The sequence below is a fragment of the Solibacillus silvestris genome, from assembly GCF_051967575.1.
Classification (GTDB): Bacteria; Bacillota; Bacilli; order Bacillales_A; family Planococcaceae; genus Solibacillus; species Solibacillus silvestris_B.
On sequence record NZ_JBQCJW010000045.1, the window covers coordinates 1 to 21841 of the forward strand.

A 21841-nucleotide genomic window follows, 5' to 3' on the forward strand; every position below is an offset into this window, starting at 1 on the left:
ATCAAAGCCCCTGAAATTTTACTGTTCGTAAAATTTCAGGGGCTTTTCAGTTAGAGGTTGGGTTTTGTCCCAATCTCCTATTTTCATAAGAAGCAATATAGAGAGGATATCCAGTAAGGAATCCCCAAAAGCCCGAAGCAAACGAGTATATTATTTTCATGATTCATACACCGAAATTCTGACCCCAACAAAATAAACTGCTATAAACAAGAAGGGTGTCAAGAAAAGTACCGATACAATCGATCTTTTCCGACAACCCCTTTCCTTTTTTACTCATCTTCCGGATCATTCGCTGTAAACATATACGTGCGATAATGGAATTTCATACTGTATACGAGACCGATCGCAAGGGCATTACCCATTATCGAGCTCCCTCCATAGCTGATAAACGGCAGAGGGATACCTGTAATAGGCAGAAGCTGTATCGTCATCCCGATATTTTCAAACACATGGAACGTAATCATCGCGATAACACCAGCACATACATAAGTACAAAACGGATCTTTCAGCAATAGTGTCGTTCTAGTCAAATGATAAATCAGCAAGAAGTATAGGCAAATGACTGCACTCGCACCGATGAAGCCCCATTCTTCGCCGATAACGGAAAAAATAAAGTCTGTATGGTTTTCCGCAACATATACTTCACGTCCCATGAACCCTTTGCCGAAAATTTCGCCGGAGCCGATCGCGTTAAGGGAAGTAATTAAATGATAGCCGTCTGAAGTAGCATAAGAATACGGGTCCAGCCAAGAATAAATACGTGCAAATTGATAAGGCTTGAATCCGAATGTCTCTTCAAGAAAATTCTGCATGTACAGCGCCATCCACAATAACGAGCCGCCAACGACCGCAACGCCGCCGATCAGCGGTAAAATGATTTTCCAAGTGACGCCTGCCACGATGACAAGTGCTGCAGTAATGGCGATGAATACAAGGCCCGAACCTAAATCCGGCTGAAGCATAATTAAGCCAAGCGGCACTATTAATGTTAAGCCGATTTTGCCGAGTAATATCATATCGGACTTAATTGTTTTAATCTGGTATTTTTCATTATGCTTACTTATTAAATATGCGGCAGCTAATATGAAAAATGTTTTCATGAATTCCGCAGGTTGAATACTTCCGATCGGTGTATTGAACCAACTTTGCGCACCATTCCGTTCGATTGTAATCTTTGTCGATATAGGAATGGCTACAACTGCAACGAGCAGCAATAGGCCTAAACTATACAGGGGCCATGCCAGTTTTTTGTACTGGTCAGGGTCGAAGTACATGACAAACGCAACAATAAAGGCAAAAATCGCATAGTTAAGAATTTGTCTCGGGACGAAATTTGTGCCGTATTGCCCGGATGTCTGCGCGGAAGCGATGGCCAGTAAGCTTACACCGAAAAATAAAATTAAAATAAGTGTAAGCGGCCAGTCGAACCGTTTATTGAAATTGTAATTGTTTGTATCCATTCATTTCACCTTAAATTATTAAATTTAACCCAAAAAAGGGCTAGAAGATACCAACAAATTGAAGGTTCTTTTATTGCGGGATTAATTTTTGGAAACGTAAAAATTACCGAATATGGAAAGTGTTTCACATAAAATACAGTAATGTTTTAAGCTTTATTAACTTTATCATATTCTTTGAAAAATTACTTTAGTAACCTCAATTTAAAAGATGGACGAAACATAAGAGAAAATGTTTCAAATTTGAATAAGAAGTCATATAATAATCATATTATTCATGTTAAAGGGGCGTGCAAGTCGTGGCGAAGAAAATGAAATCTGCAGAAGATTTTATGCATCATTTATATATCCATATGAACGATGTCGAACATTTTGTAATTTATAGTGGGCTTACATTGAAGGAATTCATAGCTTCAGTGGAACCAGTAAAAAATGTTTTGCTATTAAAGCACGCATACGAGAACGGCTCTTTTAATATGCATACACAATTTGATTTTGTGACGAATGAAGAGATGCGTGATTTTATAAAAAAGGAAAGTGACTTAAAGCGTGATTTATGCTGGGTAGACTTTGCGACAGAGAAAAATGTCAATGCATTAACACCATTGGAACAAGCGGAGCTGCTTTATTTAAGTCATAAGCGTGAACCGCTGGCTACGCCTTTTTTTAGTAAATTGCAAAATCGTTACGCCTATTATTCATCTGCGGCAGACAAAATGACGAAAGTATATTATCGTTTTATAGGCGATTCTGAAATACTCGTATCGAATTTGTTCAATCAAATGATAAGGGAAAAAGAAGGTATAGGGAGCTTTTGGCGACGAAAGAGCAAAAATAATTCCCCGATGATGGATCCTTCGACATTAAGGTCATATAGATCATTTGCAAAGGAAGGCGCATTACTCTCATTATATAAATTAGATAAGCCAAACTCCCATTATGCAGTCGAAATTCGGGTGTTGAGCGATTATGATTACCCGGATGAAGTTTGGGACGATTTAGATGAAATATTGAAACAAGGCTATGATGAATTAATACAAATTAGTTAGCACTCACAGCGAATCGGGCGGTGAGTGTTTTTTATGACGAATGCCGAAACGATTCCAAGGAATAAGGGATTCGTGATAAACTAACGTTAGTGAAAACTGGAGGTCAAAAAATGAAAAAAAGAATCGGTTTATTATATGGTGGCAAGTCTGCCGAGCATGAAGTATCGCTTTCTACCGCGAAGGCAGTAACACAGGCATTGGATTTTAATGAGTTTGACATTTATCCGATTTTTATTACTTTAAATGGCGAATGGCGTGTTGGACCTCAATTAACAGAACCCGCTCAAACAATTGAACAATTACAATTTACAATAACTTCAGCGCAATCTGAAAATAATATTACACAATTTATCACTGCACATATGGAAAATCCATTCGATGTCATTTTCCCTCTTTTGCACGGCACGAATGGCGAAGACGGAACAGTACAAGGCTTTTTGGAAGTTTTGAATGTCCCGTACGTAGGGAATGGTGTCCTCAGCTCCGCAGCGGGAATGGATAAGGTTGTCATGAAGCAGCTATTTGAGATGGCGAACTTGCCGCAAGTCCCATATGAATATTTTATCCGCAGCGAATGGGAACGCCAGAAGGAAACATTAGTGAAAAAATGTGAACAAACACTCGGCTACCCTATGTTTGTAAAACCGGCCAACTTAGGCTCCAGTGTGGGGATCAGTAAAGCTGCGAATGCTGGCGAATTGGAAAAGGCCGTGCAGTTTGCATTGCAATACGACCGCAAAATCGTCATAGAACAAGGCATCGATGCACGCGAAATTGAGCTTGCTGTTTTAGGGAATGATACACCTGCCGTTTCAGTGGCAGGGGAGATTAAGCCGATGACAGAGTTTTATGATTATGATTCGAAATATAAGGATGGCTCGACCGCATTGATTATTCCTGCGCCTTTAGATGAAAATGTGTACGCCCATTTAGTTGAGATGGCGAAAAAGGCCTTTAAAGCAATCGATGGAGCCGGTTTAGTGCGTGCCGATTTCTTTGTGACGAAAAACAATGAAATGTTCATCAATGAAGTAAATACGATGCCAGGCTTCACACCTGTCAGTATGTACCCGTTGTTGTGGCAGCATACAAATGTAACATATCCTCAGCTAATTAAGGAGCTTATTGACCTGGCTTTGGAGCGCCATACAGAAAAGCAGCAGCTTCAATACAATAGAGATTGAGTGGGATAAACAGTGAAGAAAAATTTACAGCAACTTGCAGCCTGGTTAACGATAGAGAATCAATCATTTCCTGAAACGGTTGTCACAGGCATTTCCATTGATACACGTACAATTGCGCAAGGGGATTTGTTTATTCCTTTTCGCGGGGAGGCGGTAAATGGTCATCGATTCGTCGAGCAGGCATTCGAAAAAGGGGCAGCCGCTTCTTTATGGATGAACGACGAGCCGAATCCCCCGGAGCATTTGCCATTGATTTTTGTGGATGATCCGGAACGGACGCTTCAGAAAATGGCGGAGTGTTACCGCAATGAGCATAAAGCGACATTCATCGGCATTACAGGATCGAATGGGAAAACGTCGTCAAAGGATATTTTGGCGGGGGCCCTTTCCCCATATTTTAAAGTGCAGAAAACAATCGGCAATTTTAACAACCAGCTCGGTTTGCCGATTACAATATTGCAATTGGATGAAGACACTGAAATCTCGGTTTTGGAAATGGGCATGAGCGGCTATGGCGAAATTGAATTTTTAACTAAATTAGCCCGACCGCACTATGCGATCATTACAAATATCGGCGAGGCGCATATGCAGGATTTAGGTTCACGTGAAGGGATTGCAAAGGCAAAGTTCGAAATTGTTGAAGGCTTGTCGGAGGAAGGCGTGCTTTTCTTTGACGGTGATGAGCCTTTGCTGCAAAGTTTAGTGGCCCAAACACCCCATTTGACCACACAGTCATTTGGCTTTACAGCACCGCAAAACCTTGTTGCCTCGAATATTGTTGCAACGGCCCAAGGAAGCAGCTTTCATGTAGATGGATTAATCGAAGGAGACTTCTTTATTTCCGTGTTAGGCGAGCACCAAGTGAAAAATACATTAAATGCGATGCTCGTAAGCAAAGCATTAGGTTTAACGGATGAACAAATACGCAACGCATTAAGGCAAGTTGTGTTGACACATATGCGCATGCAGCTTATCCCGATTGGCGAGCTGTTATTTATCAATGATGCATACAATGCCGCTCCGACATCGATGCATGCAGCAATTCAATTTGTCGGGAAAACGACGATTCGACAAGAAAAATGGCTTGTGCTTGGCGATATGCTGGAATTAGGAAATGACGAGCAGCAAATGCATGAAGAGATCGCGGACCATATCCACCATGAGAAAATCAGCTATGTATGCTTGTATGGCCCGCGCATGAGATGGCTGTACGAAAAGCTGCGATCCACATTCGATGCGGCTCATCTAATCTATTCCGAGCAAGAGTACGCACCGATTATTGAAAAGATCCGTTCAAATGCAACGGGAGAGTCCATTATTTTGCTGAAAGGCTCCCGCGGCATGCAGCTGGAAAAAATTATACACGCAATCGAGTTAGCCTAGCGCTAGCTCGATTTTTTTGAAATTAAATTATTCCTTATAGGCAATTTTTAAATGATGAAAGAAAGGCTGGAAATTATATGCTTATCATAAGAAAGCGCAGAAACTTTTTTCCTGATTGATAGTCGCTTATTATATTTATTACAACATGGATGGAAGCAGGTGATTTTATGAAGACAGGCATACTTTTTTTACATGGATTTTCGGGCGGACCGTATGAAGTACAGCCTTTTGCGCATTATATAGAGCAACGAATAGATTGGGTAATAAGTATGCCGACATTTTCAGGTCATGGTGATGCAGAGCATTTGGCGATGAAAGGCTATAAAGCAGAACACTGGATGATGGAAGCGGAAATCGCATATCGCCGTTTGAAAAAACAAGTAGATGAAGTGATTGTCGTCGGTTTTTCGATGGGCGGTGTTATTGCGATGTATTTATCAATCCGCTATCAGGTGAAAAAGCTGGTGCTTTTAAGTGCTGCAGCAAAGTATGTAAGCCCGGTGCAATTAGTAAAGGATGTTCGGGCGATGGCTCAAGATATGGTGCATAAAAAGCTAGAGGAAAATGAATTGTTTGCACGTTATAAATTTAAATTCAAAAATGTGCCTTTAACAGCGACGGTCGAATTCATGAAAGTCGTGAAAAAAACGGAACCATATATAAAAAACATCCAGTGCCCAACCTATATCGTGCAAGGCAAGCTTGATGGGATTGTGCCAAGTGCAACTGCCCACCATTTATATGAACAAATTCAGTCACAGCAAAAGCAAATGTATATTTCAGATTGTGGAAAGCATCATATTTGTTACAGTGATGATTGTGAACAATGGTTTGATAAAGTATTCCAGTTCTTATTGTAAAAGCGAAATGTCAGACTATTTCGATACAAGCATTATCATTGCATACCGTTACAACCCATGTTAGACTAGTAAAAGCAATGGATACATTTTGTGCGAAGACTCTTCAGACTTTTTTGATGAAGAGTGCTTTTTTTTGATAAACGGTTTTATTCTATTTTTTGCAAGAGCATAACAAATAAGAAACGGTAGAATTGAACCGCTCGGCAATGACCGGGCTTTCCTTTTCATATAAGAGACTCTGCAAATGAAGCAGAGAGAATTTTTTAAGTAACGGAAACGTTCCACATACAATGGCTCGAAAATTTGCCGCCATTTCATCTGAAAATGTAACCATTTGTCAACTTATACAGGAAAAAGGAGATTGAAGAGTTTGACAAATTTTTCAGAATTAAACATTAGTGAATCAACATTACGCTCTATTAAGCGTATGGGATTTGAAGAAGCAACACCAATACAGGAAGGTACGATTACGTTTGCAATGGATGGCCGCGATGTTTTAGGCCAAGCGCAAACAGGTACAGGGAAAACAGCTGCATTTGGTATTCCTTTAATCGAGAAAATCGACCCGAAAAACCCGAATATCCAAGCTTTAGTTATCGCTCCGACTCGTGAATTAGCAATCCAAGTTTCAGAAGAACTTTATAAATTAGGATATGACAAACGCGTAAAATTATTATCGGTTTATGGTGGTCAGGAGATCGGCCGTCAAATCCGCGCATTAAAAAACAAACCGCAAATTATCGTAGGTACACCTGGTCGTATTCAAGACCATATTAACCGTCGTACATTACGTTTAGACGAAGTGCAAACTTTAGTTTTAGACGAAGCGGATGAAATGTTAAACATGGGCTTCATCGATGACATTAATGCAATTTTAGAAAACGTGCCATCGACTCGCCAAACATTACTATTCTCGGCGACAATGCCTCCAGCAATCCGTAAAATTGCAGAGACATTCATGAAAGATCCTGAAATCGTAAAAATTAAAGCGAAAGAATTAACAATGGAAAACATTGAGCAATTCTTCGTAAAAGCGACTGAACGCGAAAAATTCGATGCATTATCTCGTTTATTAGATGTTCAAAAGCCGGAGTTAGCGATTATTTTCGGTCGTACAAAGCGTCGTGTTGATGAATTATCACAAGCTTTAGGTTTACGCGGCTTCCTGGCAGAAGGTATTCACGGCGACCTTTCACAAGCAAAACGTCTTTCTGTATTACGTCAATTTAAAGAAAATAAAATTGACATCTTAATCGCAACAGACGTAGCAGCTCGTGGTTTGGATATTTCAGGTGTAACACATGTTTATAACTTTGACATTCCACAAGATCCGGAATCGTATGTTCACCGTATCGGTCGTACAGGACGTGCTGGTAAATCAGGTGTTGCGGTAACATTCGTAACGCCACGTGAAATGGGTTATTTACGCATTGTTGAAGAAACAACGAAAAAGCGTATGACTCCTTTACGTCCGCCAACATCTGAAGAAGCATTGGCAGGCTTACAGGAAGATGCGATGCAATCATTAGTGGAATTAGTGCAAAACAATGATTTAGGCAACTACCGTGAATTAGCGGCTCAATTATTGGAAAACAATGATGCACTTGATTTAGTGGCAGCAGCACTTAAATCGATTACAAAAGAGCCTGACGCTACACCTGTATCATTGTCAGAAGAGCGTCCATTGCCGATGCGCCGTGAACGCTCACATGGCGGCGGCAACCGTGGCCGCGGCAATAATGACCGCAACCGTGGCGGAAGCCGCAGTGGTGACCGACGCGGAGGAGATCGCCGTCGTGAAGGTGGCGGTGGAAACCGCAGCGGAGAACGCCGTGATGGAGGTCGTCGTGATGGAGGAGGCCGTCGCGAAGGTTCTCGTGATCGTCGCCCTCGTCAACGTCGCGAAGATTAATAATACCCAAACAAAGCACATCAACGAATTTTCTTGTTGGTGTGCTTTTTTATTGTGAAAGAAATTATAGATTTTAACATTGAGGATAACTTTGTAAGAAAGTGTTGTCCCCGTCCAGGAAAACTGCGCCAACTCCTCGCACCATTAGACCCCTCCGTGCGAATGTGATCGACCCGCAATGAAAATCAAATCCAAGTTATGTCTATAAATTATTTAATTAACGTGTTATACAATATATACTATGAAAGGAAGGGGATTATTTTAATCGTCAATATATAAATAGAGTGAAACAATTAAGGGATTGATTCGTATAGCATAATATAGAGAAAGAGGTGGAGAGCTTATGAGAGAACAGCCGAAATATCAATTACCTAAAAAAGCGCAAACAGTGTGGCGTTTATATGGTCTTATTCAAACTATTCTTTTAGCGCTCGTTGCAGCAGGAGTAATATTTTTGACAATCAAGTTTGATTGGCCGGATTGGATAATGTGGATTGGCGTTGCGCTAGTCGTATTATCGGTTATTTTTTCAATCGTTGTATTTCCGAGTGTACGCTGGAGAATTTGGCGCTATGAAGTGCGCGAGCAGGAAATTGAAATTCAAAGCGGTTTATTTGTCGTGAAACGGACATTGATTCCAATGGTGCGTGTACAGCATGTCGATACCGAACAAGGCCCAATTTTAAAAAAATATACATTGGCCAATATTTCGATTTCTTCAGCGGCGACAGTACATACGATTCCTATGCTGAAAGTAGAGGAAGCCGATTTACTAAGGACGAAAATTTCTGAACTAGCAAGGGTGGCGGAAGATGATGTCTAAAGAGAAATTTAAACTTCATCCTGTTACAGCAATAATAAATGTTGTAAAAGCTTTAAAGGACTTGCTTATTCCTATCGTTATTATCGTCGTTGCAAATGGATTTAACTTTAATTTGGATTACCGTAGCGAAACATTTTTCAGTGAAATGATTCCGCTCTTTATTTTAATTATTGTAGTGTTTGGAACGATGATAAGCGGACTGGTCAAATGGTGGACATTTGTGTATTGGTTTGAGGACAGTGAATTGCGAGTGGAATATGGTTTGTTTGTAAAGAAAAAACGCTATATCCCATTTGACCGCATTCAAAATTTGAATTATAAGGAAGGGATTTTTCACCGACTCTTTAAGCTTGTGCAAGTACAGGTGGAGACAGCGGGAAGCAAAAACGGCAAGCCGGAAGCAGAGTTGACAGCTGTTACAAGAGCCGCAGCGGATGAAGTGGAAATCCAAATGAAACGGGCAAAGCAAAAGACCCCATCGGAAAGCGAATTGAGTGAAAAAGAGCTGGCGGAAGCCATCGAAGAGAAAGAGCCTTCTTCGATTGTTTTGCATAAGATGAAAGTTCCGGAGCTATTATTATTAGCATCTACATCAAGCGGTGTAGGGGTAGTACTAGCTGGGGTCTTTGCGGTTTTTTCGCAGTTTGCGGAATTTATCCCGTTTGATATGATTTATGATGAAGTAGCTTTTTTGATGGAATACAGTTATATCGCAGCAATGATTTTAATTGCGCTCGCATTGCTGGCGACATGGATTATTTCTGTCGGATTGACGTTTTTGAATTATTATAATTTCACGGTGATCAAACAGCACGACCGTTTAATTATTACCCGTGGTTTAATCGAAAAAAAGCGTGTAACGATTCCGTTAAATCGTGTACAGGCAATTAAACTTGCAGAAAATCCATTTCAGCAAATGCTTGGATTAGCGTCTGTTGCGGTAGAAAGCGCTGGCGGAGGTTTCAGCGGGGAAAGCGATAAAAAGATTATTTTGTTTCCTTTAATCGCAAAAAAAGAAGCGTTTGAGCCGTTGAATGAGCTATTCCCGGAGTATGATTTCGATGTTATGCATACTATTCAGCCTCCTAAAAAGGCGCAACCTTTTTTCTATCGAATTGACTTCATTTGGCTTGTGCCATTAATCAGCGGAATTTCGTATTTTTTCTATCCATATGGGCTGTTGTCACTACTATTAGTCATCCCGATTATCTTATTGGGAAGATGGCAATTTAAAACGACGGGGTATAACATTGGGGGGCAGCAAATTACGATTGTATCGCGCTTTATAAGCCGTGTAACGTTTTTTGCTTTGAAAAAACGTGTGCAAGTAACACAAGGAAGCCAAACTTACTTTCAAAAACGCCGCCAAATAGGATCGGCAAAAATCGTCGTTATGTCAGGTATGACAGGAGCTTCGGCGACAGTTCGCCATATCGATCAGCAAGAAGTCGAAAAAATATTGTCGTGGTATGAACGTTAAAGAAAACAGGGTGTGCGAAAAAGTTTCCTCTTTTTAGCACACCCTGTTTCTATTTTACGCGTCTTATATTATTATTGCGCCAGCGCCCCATATTTTTCGGATTGAAATACACAAATCCTAAAATAAAGCCTGTAATAAGACCGCCTAAATGAGCGGAGATATTAATATTGGGCGTAATAAATGTCATAAATATGCTAACGACGATTAGCGGCAGAATGATTTGTCTCAGCTGCGGGAATAAATGTCTCGTATAATAGACGAGCGCCCCGAACGCACCGAGTATCCCGTAAATTGCACCACTTGCGCCTACACTGGCATAATAAGGATCTTCGGTTAAAAACGTAGCCGCAACACCGAAAATGCCTGCCAAAAAGTAAATTGTCAAAAAGCGGATTTTACCGGCGATCTTTTCGAGTTCCGGGCCAAATAAAAACAGCGAGAACATATTAAAAAGAACGTGCGTGAAACCCGCATGCAAAAACATTGATGTAACAATGCGCCACCATTCACCAGCTGCAATGAGACCATTCACGCTCATGCCGGCATAAAGCAGCTGCTCGCCGAACACTGGTATTAACGTCAATACGAAAACGATTAAATTAATCGCAATAATTGACGAGACGACTGGATATGACGTAATGTATTGTTTAAAATTTTCTCTACGAATGAACATATTCCACCTCAATTAAGTCAATACGAATAAAACGAATTTTTATTCATTATACATTGGAATATTGTTCAAATGAAAGGAAGAGCTTCTAATTGATTAAAGGGATTGGTCTAGACTTAGTAGAACTTGATCGGATCGAAAAAATGCTGCGACGCTCCGCAAAATTTGCGCACCGTATTTTAACAGAACGCGAGCTGGCTATTTTCGACACACTGTCACAAACGCGCCAAGTGGAATTTTTGGCGGGACGCTTTGCCGCAAAGGAAGCATATTCCAAAGCAAATGGTACAGGAATCGGCAAAGAATGCGAACTGCATCAAATCGAAATTTTAAAAAGTGAAAGCGGAAAGCCCATCCTATACTTTGACGGCGAGCAGGTGAATGGCTTTATTTCCATTACGCATACACGGACTACCGCAGCTGCGCAAGTAATCTTAATGCAATAATACATACATGCGCGCCTTGACTCATATAGTAATTTATCGAAAAAGTTAATCGAAAGGATGAAACTTTGAAACTCCGACTGCTAGTAGTTGTCGTTTGTTGTCTATTTTTAGCCGCATGTGGAAAAGCAACAAAAGACGAGGTGATTCAGGATGTCAATAAAAAATGGAACGAAACGAAAGGTTATGAACTAAGTGCCTCAATGGAGGTGCGTACAGGTACTGAGCCGAGAATTTATGATGTGAAAGTATGGCACACAAAACCGGAATTTTATCGAGTGGCAGTAAATCCAAAAGGTGAGACAGAGCAACAATTGATCGTACGAAATGAAGAAGGCGTATTTGTTGTAACCCCTGCGCTCCGGAAAACGCATAAGTTTCAAAGTGAATGGCCAAAACAAAATAGCCAGGCATATTTAATCGGCACTTTGGCAGATGATTTACTTGCAGATTCTAAAGCCGTCATGACAGAAGATGAGGCAAGCTATACTTTTGAGGTAGCGACACGGAATGTGGACCAGACAACTTTACCAGTGCAGCAAATAGTAATTGATAAAAAAACAATGCTCCCGACTAAAGTAAGTGTATTGGACGATTCGCTGCAAGAGCAAGTAGTCATTACATTTGGAGAAATCAAATTAGGTGTTCAGCATACGGCAAAGGAATATGAAGTAGAAAAGTTTTCTGAAAAGGAAGAAAAAAAGGCAGCTTCAGCCGATATAGTGGACACAGAGTTTCGCGTGCACTATCCGACGATTGACTGGGCACATACAAAATTAACGGATGAATTCGAAGTTAATGAAGATGGAACTTCACGTGTCATCCTGACATTTGAAGGAGAAAAACCATTTACATTAATGCAACAGCCGATCAGCTACGACGATGTTGCCTTGCCGGTTTTCTCGCCTGGAGATCCAGCTGATTTAGGCTATACGATCGGCGCGATTACGGAACATTCCATTCAATGGGATAAAGACGGCATGTCATTTTTCATCGCCTCCACGAAATTATCAAAAGATGAATTGCTGGAAGTGGCTGCAAGTGTGCAGGAAGGCAGTATGAAATAATTTTTAATGAACGGCGCTTCGGCATAAAGCACATTTGAATTTGGCTATATGTTTGCATTGGAAAGATACATCTTGTGCCGGTAAGCACAAGATGATTTCTTTCTGATGTTCATTTGGGCTTCAATCGAATAAAGAGCAAATATGCGAACTAGTGAAATCCGGCAGAAGTTTAAATTTATAAAAAGAGGGTAAAAAACGAAATGGACATTCAAACAAACTACCGACCTACAAAAGCAATCATTGACTTGCAAGCAATCGAACATAATCTCATGTCATTACGAAAACATATCGAACCGAACATACAAATAATCGCAGTTGTAAAAGCGAATGCATATGGCCATGGGGATGTGGAAGTTGCCAAGACGGCTATTCAAGCAGGGGCAGCAATGCTTGCCGTAGCTACACCGGATGAAGCAGTACATATGAGAAAGAATTTTAAAGACATTGATATTTTAGTATTAGGCGCCACACCGGCCAATTTCATTCCATATGCTTCAGCCGAAAATATTATCCTTACTGTTTTCTCGACTGATTGGTTGCGTGAGGCACAGCGATTTATGCCGCTATTAAAGCAATTAAGGCTCCACATTAAAGCCGATACGGGCATGGGGCGTATAGGTGTCTCAACGAAAGACGAATTGATTGATTTATACGGCATGATTGCTTCATCGGACGACTTTATTGTAGATGGTATTTTTACGCATTTTGCAACAGCGGATGAAGAAGATTCATTGTACTTTGACAAACAAGTAACCCTATTTAAAGACTTTTTAAGTGCACTGCCATCGAGACCGCGGCTTGTTCATGCGGCGAATACGGCAACGGCACTAGCAAAAGACCCTTCATTGCAGTATGATGCTGTCCGTTTCGGCATTTCGATGTATGGACTTTCACCTTCCTCCTATGTTGGAAATAGACTGCCGTTTCCGATCAAGCCTGCATTTTCGCTATGCACAGAGCTTGTGCACGTGAAAAAACTGCACGCAGGTCAGTCGGTCGGCTATGGGGCAACATTTACAGCGGAAGAAGACTGCTATATTGGAACGATTCCGATTGGTTACGCAGATGGCATGATCCGAAAGCTAACAGGCCAAGAAGTTTTAATAAAAGGCCAAAGAGCGAAAATTGTCGGTAGAATTTGTATGGATCAAAGTATGATATTGCTCCCAAAAGCATATAATGTTGGGGAGCAAGTTGTATTAATTGGTCGCCAGCAGCAAAATCAGATCACAATGGACGATTGGGCAAATAAATTACAAACAATTAACTATGAAATTCCATGTGTAATTTCCGCTAGAGTCCCTAGGGTATACAAATAAAATCGATGTAATATTGTAAAAAACTTCAATAATTCAAAACAAGTATGTTCACAATTACCCTCCTATTGCGAGAATTGTCAGTTTTTTAATTTTCTTGTCTTTTCATTGTCGTCGATCAATGATAAAATGAATGGGAAATGGGATGTTCGGTGGAGGTGCTTGTTTTGTACGCAAAGGAATTAGTAGAAGTTGAAGAAGTAGTAATTGACATACCAAATGAGCTAGTTACGCAATTTGAAAGAACGTTTGGGCGCAACACTGATAGTGGTTATAGGATTGCGTATTTGGCGACGAAAGAATATACAAAGCATATGCAACCAAATCAAATACGGGAAGCTTTAATAAAGGGCTATGTGGAAATGTCGCAAATTAATCTGACAATTTGCAGTGAGTGCTTGCATGCAGAGTATGAAGCGGAACATATGGTGGAGCGTCTCGTAAGCGGGGGATGACAATTTGATTGTAAAACGTGGAGACGTTTTTTTTGCTGACCTATCACCAGTGGTAGGTTCGGAACAAGGCGGGACTAGACCCGTCCTTATTATTCAAAATGATATTGGAAATCGCTTTAGTCCAACAGTCATCATAGCTGCAATAACTGCGCAAATTCAAAAAGCAAAGTTGCCTACACATGTTGAAATCGATGCGAAAAAGTATGGTTTCGAGCGTGATTCGGTAATTTTGCTTGAGCAGTTGCGCACAATTGATAAATCACGATTAACAGATCGTATTACCCAGCTCGATGCAAAGTTAATGCAAGAAGTCGATATTGCTCTTAATATCAGTTTAGGACTTGTAAAATTTTAATACATAAAAAAACATCGAAACTTGTCGTTTCGGTGTTTTTTATTATTTTCAATCAAAAGCGCAATATGTGTTGATGAAATAGTGAGCTTTAAATAGTGTAAAAATATAATAGTTGATTTAAAATGATAAATAATAGAATATGTATTATTTTGTAAAAATGTTATACATTATATAACTACTCCATTAATATTTATATATCTTAGTAAACTGCATGGATATCATATGTTATACTGTTATAGATTAATAATTCCAAAAATTGATACTATACGTTAACTCCATCGAATAAAAACGAAGGAAATTGGGGGCACTATGATGAATACGAAATCTACCGTAGAGATTATAACAGAATGGGATATTGTAGCTGCACGCCAACTTGGACGTAACGAAGCGAAAGCAATCGGCTTTGGCGCGGTAGATCAAGCTCGAATTACGACGGCAATTAGTGAGCTGGCCCGGAATATTTATTTGTATGCCCGTGCCGGGGAAGTGGCAATAGAGCGTATTAGCGGTGATGGTAAAGTTGGTATTCGTATAATAGCGGCAGATAAAGGACCTGGAATAAATAATTTAAAAAAAGTAATGGAAGACGGCTATTCAACATCTGGAGGGCTCGGCGCCGGGTTGCCGGGTGTCAAGAGATTGATGGATACGATGGACATTCAGTCGTCTGTGGGAAAAGGAACAACTGTAATCATTGAAAAATGGGTGTAGTGGGATGTGATAAAATTTGAAAGAGCTGCAAATTCAGTATCAAAAAATCTTATCGGATTTTTTGACAAACGAAACAGAGCGGAATTTGTATATTGGGCAAAATTTCATTCGGCAATTAATTCAGAAGAAAGTGGCTCCTGAAGAAGTGATTAATATTCACAAATATGCGATAGAGCAAATTTACCCCGATCTTTCCGAACATATTTTGAAAAGCTATGATTTTTTAATCGAAATTATGGTGCATTTTGGCTTAACTTTAAAAGAGCATCAAAGCTTATTGCAGCAACAGGAAGAATTGCGTGTAGAAATGAATGTCGCCACGAAAATACAAGATATGATACTCAGAACAAAAATCCCGAAGCTTGAACAAGTCGATGTTGGGATGGTATCGATTCCGATTCGGAAAATGAACGGTGATTACGTCCATTTTTTAAGTGATGATAATTTAAATGTGAGTGTGGCAGTAACGGATGTTGTAGGGAAAGGTGTGCCGGCAGCGCTTTGCATGTCGATGGTAAAGTATGGCCTGGATACGCTCGAGTATGCAACAAATGATCCGTCTTATATTTTAGAAGTATTAAACCGCATTATTGAAAAAAGTGTGGATGATAGTATGTTTGTCTCGATGTTTTATGGGACATATAATGTCGAAGAAAGTAAATTTACATACGGTTCAGCCGGTCACGAGCCCGCAATATATTATAATGCTCGCGAACAGACTTTCTGCGATTTGGAATCAAAGGGCTTACTGTTAGGTGTTATGCCCGAAGTGAAATATCCGCAATATGAAATCAGGCTGGGAGAAAATGATTTTATCATCATGATTACTGATGGCGTGACAGATTTCCGGAAACAAGGCGAGCTGGATCCGCGAGATGTGATTAAAAGCTTGGCGCTGAGTTATAGTCACCTCTCTGCTCAAGAAATGTGCGAAAAAATGTATGCATATTTAAAAGCATTACCAGATTTTGATTTAGAAGATGATTTTACAGTCGTCATCTTTAAAAAATAAGATAAAAATTTATGTTTAAATGTTTATGTATTCGGGAAATGTAATTAGGTTTATATATGGAGGTGTCTTAAATGAATGTTAATGTTCAATTCAGAGAAGATGATAATATTTTGCGAGGATATATCGAGGGTGAAATCGATACGTATACAGCCCCGGTTTTACGCGAAGAGTTGGAAGCTGTTCAAATTGTGGAAGGACGATTAATCGAACTGGATTTGTCTAAGGTAAATTATATGGATAGTACAGGATTAGGGATTTTCGTCGCCTTCTACAAAAAAGTGACGAGGGAAAATGCATCGCTCAAATTAGTGAGCTTATCGAATCGTTTAATCAGATTATTTGAAATTACTGGATTAAGTGAACTAATGAGCATTGAGACCGACGAGGAATTGGAGCTGAAATGATGAGAGCATTTGACTATATCGAAATTCGAGTGCCCGCCAAGTCGCAATATGTAAGTGTAATCCGTCTAACAATTTCTGGATTAGCGATGCGAGTTGGATTTACTTATGACGAAATTGAAGATTTAAAAATTGCCACAAGTGAAGCTGTAACAAACGTAGTCCATCATGCTTATAAAGCAAATGAGGAAGGCGAAGTTGTTATCGGCTGTGCTCTATTTGAGGATAAAATCGAGATTATGGTAGCAGATTACGGTGTGAGCTTTAATTTTGAAGAAGTTAAATCGAAAATTGGTCCATATCATGAGGATGAAAATGTAGCACTTTTACGAGAAGGTGGATTAGGGATTTATTTAATGGAAACTTTAATGGACGAAGTGAAATTGAATAACGAAGGTGGCGTCACTGTTTTCATGACAAAGTATGTCTCGAGAGAGCAGGTGAAAGGGAATGTCGAAAGAATCACTACCTAAAAATTCATCCAAAGAAGAAGTACTAAAATGGATTGCCGAATATCAAGCGCATGAAAGTGAAGAAGCACAAACAAATTTAGTACTCCATTATCAACAGCTAGTAGAGTCGATTGCTCGTAAATACTCTCATGGAAAATCTTATTATGATGATATTGTACAAGTGGGGATGCTTGGATTATTAGGTGCGATTCGACGATTTGATTCTTCTTTTGGTAGAAGTTTTGAGGCGTTTGCAGTCCCGACGATCGTAGGGGAGATAAAGCGCTTTTTACGTGATAAAACTTGGGACGTGCATGTTCCGAGACGCATTAAAGAATTAGGCCCGAGAATAAAGGCAGCCGTTGAGGCGTTGACAACATCGCTGCAGCGTTCTCCATCAATTAGCGAAATAGCTAATTATCTAGAGGTCCGTGATGAGGAAGTATTGGAAGCGATGGAAATGGGCCGAAGCTATCAGGCGCTATCGATGGACCATTCGATCGAATCGGATTCGGATGGCAGCACAGTTACATTATTCGATGTCGTCGGAAGAGAGGACGATGGATATGAAGTGACAAACCGCCGCATGATTGTGGCCGATGCGATGAATGTATTGAATGAGCGTGAACGCCAAATTATACAATTGACATATTTGGAACAGCTAAGTCAAAAGGAAGCCGGGGAAAGACTCGGCATTTCCCAAATGCATGTTTCAAGAATTCAACGCAAAGCGATAAAAAAATTGCAGGATGCTATTTCGGCGAGCGGCGGCGTCTCTTTATAAATAATTTGAGCCTACTATTATATTAATGGTAGGCTCATTTTTTTTATGCAAAAATCCGTTTGATTTTCAGGAAACTGCATATTCATAATGGTACACTTAAGAAAGTTCGAAATTTAAAGGAGTGGCACGATGGAACAACATAAAATGTTACAAATAATCGCTAAAGATGCGAATGTAGAACCGAAGCAAGCGCAAGCAGTTATAGGATTGTTGGAGGAAGGCAATACGGTACCTTTTATTGCCCGCTATCGAAAAGAAGTTACAGGTTCACTCGATGAAGTTCAAATTAAGGCAGTAGAAGATCGCTACCATTACATACAGCAACTCGAAACACGTAAAGAAGAAGTGCTGCGTTTAATTGATGAGCAGGGGAAGTTAACAGAAGAATTGCAAACATCGATTCAAGCGGCAACGGTTCTGCAACGAGTTGAAGATTTATATCGTCCGTACAAACAAAAGCGCCGTACAAAAGCAACAATTGCAAAAGAGCGCGGATTAGAACCGTTGGCAGAACAAATTTTAAATTTCCCAAAGCAGCCTGTAGAGCAAATAGCCGCAACTTTTATAAACGAAGAGCAAGGTGTAGCCACAATCGAAGAGGCATTGGCAGGTGCACGCGACATTTTAGCGGAGCGTTTTGCGGATGATGCAGCGGTTCGCGAAAAGCTGCGTACGCTTTCTTGGCGTGAAGGGAAGCTTGTAACTGCAGTGAAAAATGAGGAAAAAGATGAAAAGCAAGTATTTGAAATGTACTACGAATATGAGGAGCCTGTTCACCGTATCGCTCCACACCGTACATTGGCGGTAAATCGCGGAGAGAAGGAAGAAATTTTACGGGTGTCGATAGAAGTGCCTATCGATAAAGCAACAACACAAATGGAAAATCATTTTATCCCGAGAAACTTTGCAGGACCTTCTGTTGCAGAAGTGAAATTAGCGATTGCGGATAGCTACAAACGCTTAATTAAACCATCCATCGAAAATGAACTGCGCGCAGAATTAACAGCAAAAGCCGAAACACAAGCAATTCATATTTTCTCGGAGAACTTACGCAATCTATTATTGCAGCCGCCAATGCGCGGAAAAGTCGTATTAGGTGTAGACCCTGCCTACCGTACAGGCTGTAAATTGGCGGTAGTGGATGAAATGGGCAAAATGATTGAAGTTGGTGTTATTTATCCGCATACAACATCAGATCCTTCAAAAGCAAAAGCAACAGTGAAGGCATTATTGAAAAAATATCCGATTAGTATCATCGCAATTGGAAATGGGACAGCCTCCCGTGAAACAGAGCAATTTATTGCACAGCTTTTGAAAGAAGTAGATGGAAATATCGCATATGTCATTGTGAATGAAGCAGGGGCATCCGTATATTCGGCTTCTGAAATCGCGCGTTCGGAGTTCCCGGATCTGCAAGTTGAACAACGCAGTGCTGTATCGATTGCCCGCCGGTTACAAGATCCATTATCGGAGCTCGTTAAAATTGAACCTAAGGCTGTTGGTGTAGGGCAATATCAACACGACGTATCTCAAAAGCAACTCGCGGAATCGCTGACATTTATTGTGGAAACAGCAGTAAACCAAGTAGGGGTTGATGTAAATACAGCATCGGCATCCCTCTTGCAATATGTATCAGGACTCTCAAAAACTGTTGCCGAAAATATCGTTGCAATGCGCAGTGAAAATGGTCAATTTACATCACGTACACAATTAAAAAAAATTCCGCGGCTAGGTGCTAAAACATATGAGCAGGCAATCGGATTTTTGCGTATTGCAGATGCTAAAAATCCATTAGATGCTACAGGTATTCACCCGGAAAGCTATAAATTGGCCGAAGCCATTTTAGAGGCGGCAGGATTAACGAAAAAAGACGTAGGGACAGCAAAAGCAGAGGAAACGATTAGCGAACTAAGCTTATCAACTTTAAGTGAAACGCTAAATGTAGGCGAGGTCACGCTGAAGGACATCGTAGACACATTAATGAAGCCAACCCGTGATCCGCGCGATGCATTTCCTCAACCATTGCTGAAAACAAATGTACTGCAAATGGATGATCTGCAAGTTGGCATGGAACTGCAAGGAACAGTTCGAAATGTTGTCGATTTTGGAGCGTTCGTCGATATTGGCGTAAAGCAGGATGGGCTCGTTCATATTTCAAAATTACAAAAAGGTCGTGTAAAGCACCCTTTAGATGTCGTTTCATTAGGCGATATTGTGACGGTTTGGGTGGAAAAAGTAGAAGCAAATAAAGGACGCATATCATTAACGATGCTGTCACCCGAAAATCAGCAAAGTGTGTAAAGAAAATAAATTTCAATTATAATAAAAAGCGCATAGCTTAAATATGCGCTTTTTATTTTATAAAGGGGGTTGCCATATGACGGACGAACAAGCTCAAAAGTTTGTGGAACAGCTATCGATTCAATATTTTAATCGACCATTTGCCCACAAAGCATATTTTAATAGTCGTTTAAAATCGACAGGCGGACGATATATGTTAAACAGTCATAATATTGAGCTGAATAAAAAGCTATACGACCATTTTGGTATAGAAGAATTAAAGGGTATTATTTTACATGAACTTTGTCATTATCATCTGCATATTTTAGGGATGGGTTATAAGCATCGTGATGCAGATTTCCGGAATTTATTAAAAAAGGTTGGAGCCCCTAGATTTTGCTCGAGATTGGATGAACCTAAGGAGCAGTTAAAGAAAAAGGCGATCCATATGTATAGCTGCACGAATTGTGGACAAGTTTATAGAAGAAAAAGAAAAATGGATGTAAAAAAGTACTGCTGCAGTATTTGCCAAGGGAAGATTGAGTTTTTGAGCAGTGAGAAGGAATGAAAAAATATGTTTAAAAATCCGGAAATAATGGAATAGATTGATTATGTTCGTATTTATGAAACGTAAATTTTTCGGCATATAATAGGAAGGGATTTTTTCTTTGGAAAAACTTTCGGAAAAGTGTTGACGAAGCTTATATCACTCTTTATAATAGTAAAAGTCGACAAGATGACGACGCAGCAAAGTACTATTCCGAAGTAGCTCAGTTGGTAGAGCATCCGGCTGTTAACCGGCAGGTCGCAGGTTCGAGTCCTGCCTTCGGAGCCATATATTGGCCCGTTGGTCAAGTGGTTAAGACACCGCCCTTTCACGGCGGTAACACGGGTTCGAATCCCGTACGGGTCACCACTTTTATTTTAATAATGTAGATTTGCTTATGGTCCCGTGGTGTAGCGGTTAACATGCCTGCCTGTCACGCAGGAGATCGCCGGTTCGATCCCGGTCGGGACCGCCATTCGTTGGGGTATAGCCAAGCGGTAAGGCAACGGATTTTGATTCCGTCATGCCTAGGTTCGAATCCTAGTACCCCAGCCATTTGGAGCCATTAGCTCAGTCGGTAGAGCATCTGACTTTTAATCAGAGGGTCGAAGGTTCGAGTCCTTCATGGCTCACCAGTTTTCATGTTGACAAATAATTTTAAAGTTATATAATAATTAAAGTCAAATGAAGCGGTCGTGGCGGAATGGCAGACGCGCTAGGTTGAGGGCCTAGTGGGGGCAACCCCGTGGAGGTTCAAGTCCTCTCGGCCGCACCAAGTGATTTCAATTAGCGCCCGTAGCTCAATTGGATAGAGCGTCTGACTACGGATCAGAAGGTTATGGGTTCGACTCCTGTCGGGCGCGCCATAAATATAAAATAACAATATGCGGGTGTAGTTTAGTGGTAAAACCTCAGCCTTCCAAGCTGATGTTGTCGGTTCGATTCCGATCACCCGCTCCAGTTTTTCTGAAAAAACTGTTGACATCCCGAATCGAATGGGATATGATATAAAAGTTGTCACTTTTGACACACTTTATGAACCTTGAAAACTGAACAAGCAACGTTAATGAAATAAGCTTCTTAAATGAAGCAAACAATAGATATCAGCTTTTAATTAAGTTGAATCGCTAGCAAAGCAAATGAGCTTTCAAACTACTTTTATGGAGAGTTTGATCCTGGCTCAGGACGAACGCTGGCGGC

At 40.4% G+C, this 21841-nt stretch carries 21 protein-coding genes and 8 tRNA genes; 27 read left to right on the forward strand and 2 right to left on the reverse strand.

All coding sequences use genetic code 11. The annotated features are described in order from the left end of the window. Positions 1-269: 269 nt before the first annotated feature. Positions 270-1460, reverse strand: a complete 1191-nt coding sequence (locus ACTHOQ_RS17470) for an FtsW/RodA/SpoVE family cell cycle protein (RefSeq protein WP_440497424.1) — start codon at positions 1458-1460, stop codon at positions 270-272. A 296-nt stretch (positions 1461-1756) separates the two neighbouring features. Between ACTHOQ_RS17470 and ACTHOQ_RS17475 the strand changes: the two genes are divergently transcribed. The 7 genes from ACTHOQ_RS17475 (at position 1757) to ACTHOQ_RS17505 (ending at position 10148) form a co-directional block, all read left to right on the forward strand. Beyond that, a complete protein-coding gene (locus tag ACTHOQ_RS17475; protein WP_440497425.1) occupies positions 1757-2506 on the forward strand; it encodes a hypothetical protein in 750 nt (249 codons plus the stop codon). A gap of 110 nt (positions 2507-2616) precedes the next feature. After that, a complete protein-coding gene (locus ACTHOQ_RS17480) occupies positions 2617-3690 on the forward strand; it encodes a D-alanine--D-alanine ligase (protein ID WP_440497426.1) in 1074 nt (357 codons plus the stop codon). Between the two features lie 12 nt (positions 3691-3702). After that, entirely contained in the window at positions 3703-5073 is a 1371-nt protein-coding gene (locus tag ACTHOQ_RS17485; protein ID WP_440497427.1) for a UDP-N-acetylmuramoyl-tripeptide--D-alanyl-D-alanine ligase, read from the forward strand. Positions 5074-5240: 167 nt separating this feature from the next. Then, on the forward strand, positions 5241-5933 hold the full coding sequence (locus tag ACTHOQ_RS17490) for an alpha/beta hydrolase (RefSeq protein WP_440497428.1): 693 nt from the start codon (positions 5241-5243) through the stop codon (positions 5931-5933). Positions 5934-6303: 370 nt separating this feature from the next. Continuing rightward, on the forward strand, positions 6304-7845 hold the full coding sequence (cshA, locus tag ACTHOQ_RS17495) for a degradosome RNA helicase CshA (RefSeq protein ID WP_440497429.1): 1542 nt from the start codon (positions 6304-6306) through the stop codon (positions 7843-7845). A gap of 343 nt (positions 7846-8188) precedes the next feature. Then, entirely contained in the window at positions 8189-8668 is a 480-nt protein-coding gene (locus tag ACTHOQ_RS17500; protein WP_440497430.1) for a PH domain-containing protein, read from the forward strand. After that, positions 8661-10148, forward strand: a complete 1488-nt coding sequence (locus ACTHOQ_RS17505) for a PH domain-containing protein (protein ID WP_440497431.1) — start codon at positions 8661-8663, stop codon at positions 10146-10148. Before ACTHOQ_RS17500 ends, ACTHOQ_RS17505 begins: the two co-directional genes overlap by 8 nt. A gap of 49 nt (positions 10149-10197) precedes the next feature. On the opposite strand, the gene ACTHOQ_RS17510 is transcribed toward ACTHOQ_RS17505, so the two are convergent. After that, the gene (locus ACTHOQ_RS17510; RefSeq protein ID WP_440497432.1) at positions 10198-10821 is read right to left on the reverse strand and encodes a rhomboid family intramembrane serine protease; all 624 of its coding nucleotides are present in this window, start codon (positions 10819-10821) and stop codon (positions 10198-10200) included. An 89-nt stretch (positions 10822-10910) separates the two neighbouring features. On the opposite strand from ACTHOQ_RS17510, the gene acpS reads away from it, so the two are divergent. From acpS to ACTHOQ_RS17610, 20 genes are all read left to right on the forward strand, one after another. Further along, a complete protein-coding gene (gene acpS, locus ACTHOQ_RS17515) occupies positions 10911-11264 on the forward strand; it encodes a holo-ACP synthase (RefSeq protein WP_440497433.1) in 354 nt (117 codons plus the stop codon). 65 nt (positions 11265-11329) lie between these two features. Further along, positions 11330-12328 carry a LolA family protein gene (locus tag ACTHOQ_RS17520; RefSeq protein ID WP_440497434.1) on the forward strand — a complete coding sequence of 333 codons (999 nt, stop codon included), beginning with the start codon at positions 11330-11332 and terminating at the stop codon, positions 12326-12328. A 200-nt stretch (positions 12329-12528) separates the two neighbouring features. Then, positions 12529-13647 carry an alanine racemase gene (gene alr / locus ACTHOQ_RS17525; protein WP_440497435.1) on the forward strand — a complete coding sequence of 373 codons (1119 nt, stop codon included), beginning with the start codon at positions 12529-12531 and terminating at the stop codon, positions 13645-13647. A 164-nt stretch (positions 13648-13811) separates the two neighbouring features. After that, the gene (locus ACTHOQ_RS17530; RefSeq protein WP_440497436.1) at positions 13812-14099 is read left to right on the forward strand and encodes a transcriptional regulator; all 288 of its coding nucleotides are present in this window, start codon (positions 13812-13814) and stop codon (positions 14097-14099) included. Between the two features lie 4 nt (positions 14100-14103). Next, positions 14104-14454 carry a type II toxin-antitoxin system PemK/MazF family toxin gene (locus ACTHOQ_RS17535; RefSeq protein WP_008405778.1) on the forward strand — a complete coding sequence of 117 codons (351 nt, stop codon included), beginning with the start codon at positions 14104-14106 and terminating at the stop codon, positions 14452-14454. A gap of 312 nt (positions 14455-14766) precedes the next feature. Next, on the forward strand, positions 14767-15165 hold the full coding sequence (locus ACTHOQ_RS17540) for an anti-sigma regulatory factor (RefSeq protein WP_440497437.1): 399 nt from the start codon (positions 14767-14769) through the stop codon (positions 15163-15165). Positions 15166-15181: 16 nt separating this feature from the next. Continuing rightward, positions 15182-16177, forward strand: a complete 996-nt coding sequence (locus ACTHOQ_RS17545) for a PP2C family protein-serine/threonine phosphatase (RefSeq protein WP_440497438.1) — start codon at positions 15182-15184, stop codon at positions 16175-16177. A 71-nt stretch (positions 16178-16248) separates the two neighbouring features. Then, positions 16249-16581, forward strand: a complete 333-nt coding sequence (locus ACTHOQ_RS17550) for an STAS domain-containing protein (RefSeq protein WP_440497439.1) — start codon at positions 16249-16251, stop codon at positions 16579-16581. Continuing rightward, entirely contained in the window at positions 16581-17051 is a 471-nt protein-coding gene (rsbW, locus tag ACTHOQ_RS17555) for an anti-sigma B factor RsbW (protein ID WP_440497440.1), read from the forward strand. Before ACTHOQ_RS17550 ends, rsbW begins: the two co-directional genes overlap by 1 nt. Next, complete coding sequence (gene sigB / locus ACTHOQ_RS17560) at positions 17029-17814, forward strand: RNA polymerase sigma factor SigB (RefSeq protein ID WP_440497441.1); 786 nt, start codon at positions 17029-17031, stop codon at positions 17812-17814. The genes rsbW and sigB overlap by 23 nt, the downstream gene beginning before the upstream one ends. Positions 17815-17943: 129 nt before the next feature. Then, the gene (locus tag ACTHOQ_RS17565) at positions 17944-20115 is read left to right on the forward strand and encodes a Tex family protein (protein ID WP_440497442.1); all 2172 of its coding nucleotides are present in this window, start codon (positions 17944-17946) and stop codon (positions 20113-20115) included. A 76-nt stretch (positions 20116-20191) separates the two neighbouring features. Beyond that, the gene (locus tag ACTHOQ_RS17570) at positions 20192-20662 is read left to right on the forward strand and encodes a SprT family protein (RefSeq protein ID WP_440497443.1); all 471 of its coding nucleotides are present in this window, start codon (positions 20192-20194) and stop codon (positions 20660-20662) included. A 191-nt stretch (positions 20663-20853) separates the two neighbouring features. Beyond that, a tRNA-Asn gene (locus tag ACTHOQ_RS17575) sits at positions 20854-20929 on the forward strand. A gap of 6 nt (positions 20930-20935) precedes the next feature. Then, positions 20936-21010: transfer RNA gene (locus ACTHOQ_RS17580), tRNA-Glu, on the forward strand. A gap of 30 nt (positions 21011-21040) precedes the next feature. Continuing rightward, positions 21041-21116 (forward strand) — tRNA-Asp (locus ACTHOQ_RS17585). A 5-nt stretch (positions 21117-21121) separates the two neighbouring features. After that, positions 21122-21196 (forward strand) — tRNA-Gln (locus ACTHOQ_RS17590). A gap of 4 nt (positions 21197-21200) precedes the next feature. Beyond that, positions 21201-21276, forward strand: a tRNA-Lys gene (locus ACTHOQ_RS17595). Between the two features lie 54 nt (positions 21277-21330). After that, a tRNA-Leu gene (locus ACTHOQ_RS17600) sits at positions 21331-21416 on the forward strand. 14 nt (positions 21417-21430) lie between these two features. After that, positions 21431-21507 (forward strand) — tRNA-Arg (locus ACTHOQ_RS17605). Between the two features lie 20 nt (positions 21508-21527). Then, positions 21528-21601 (forward strand) — tRNA-Gly (locus tag ACTHOQ_RS17610). The last annotated feature ends 240 nt before the right edge of the window (positions 21602-21841 follow it).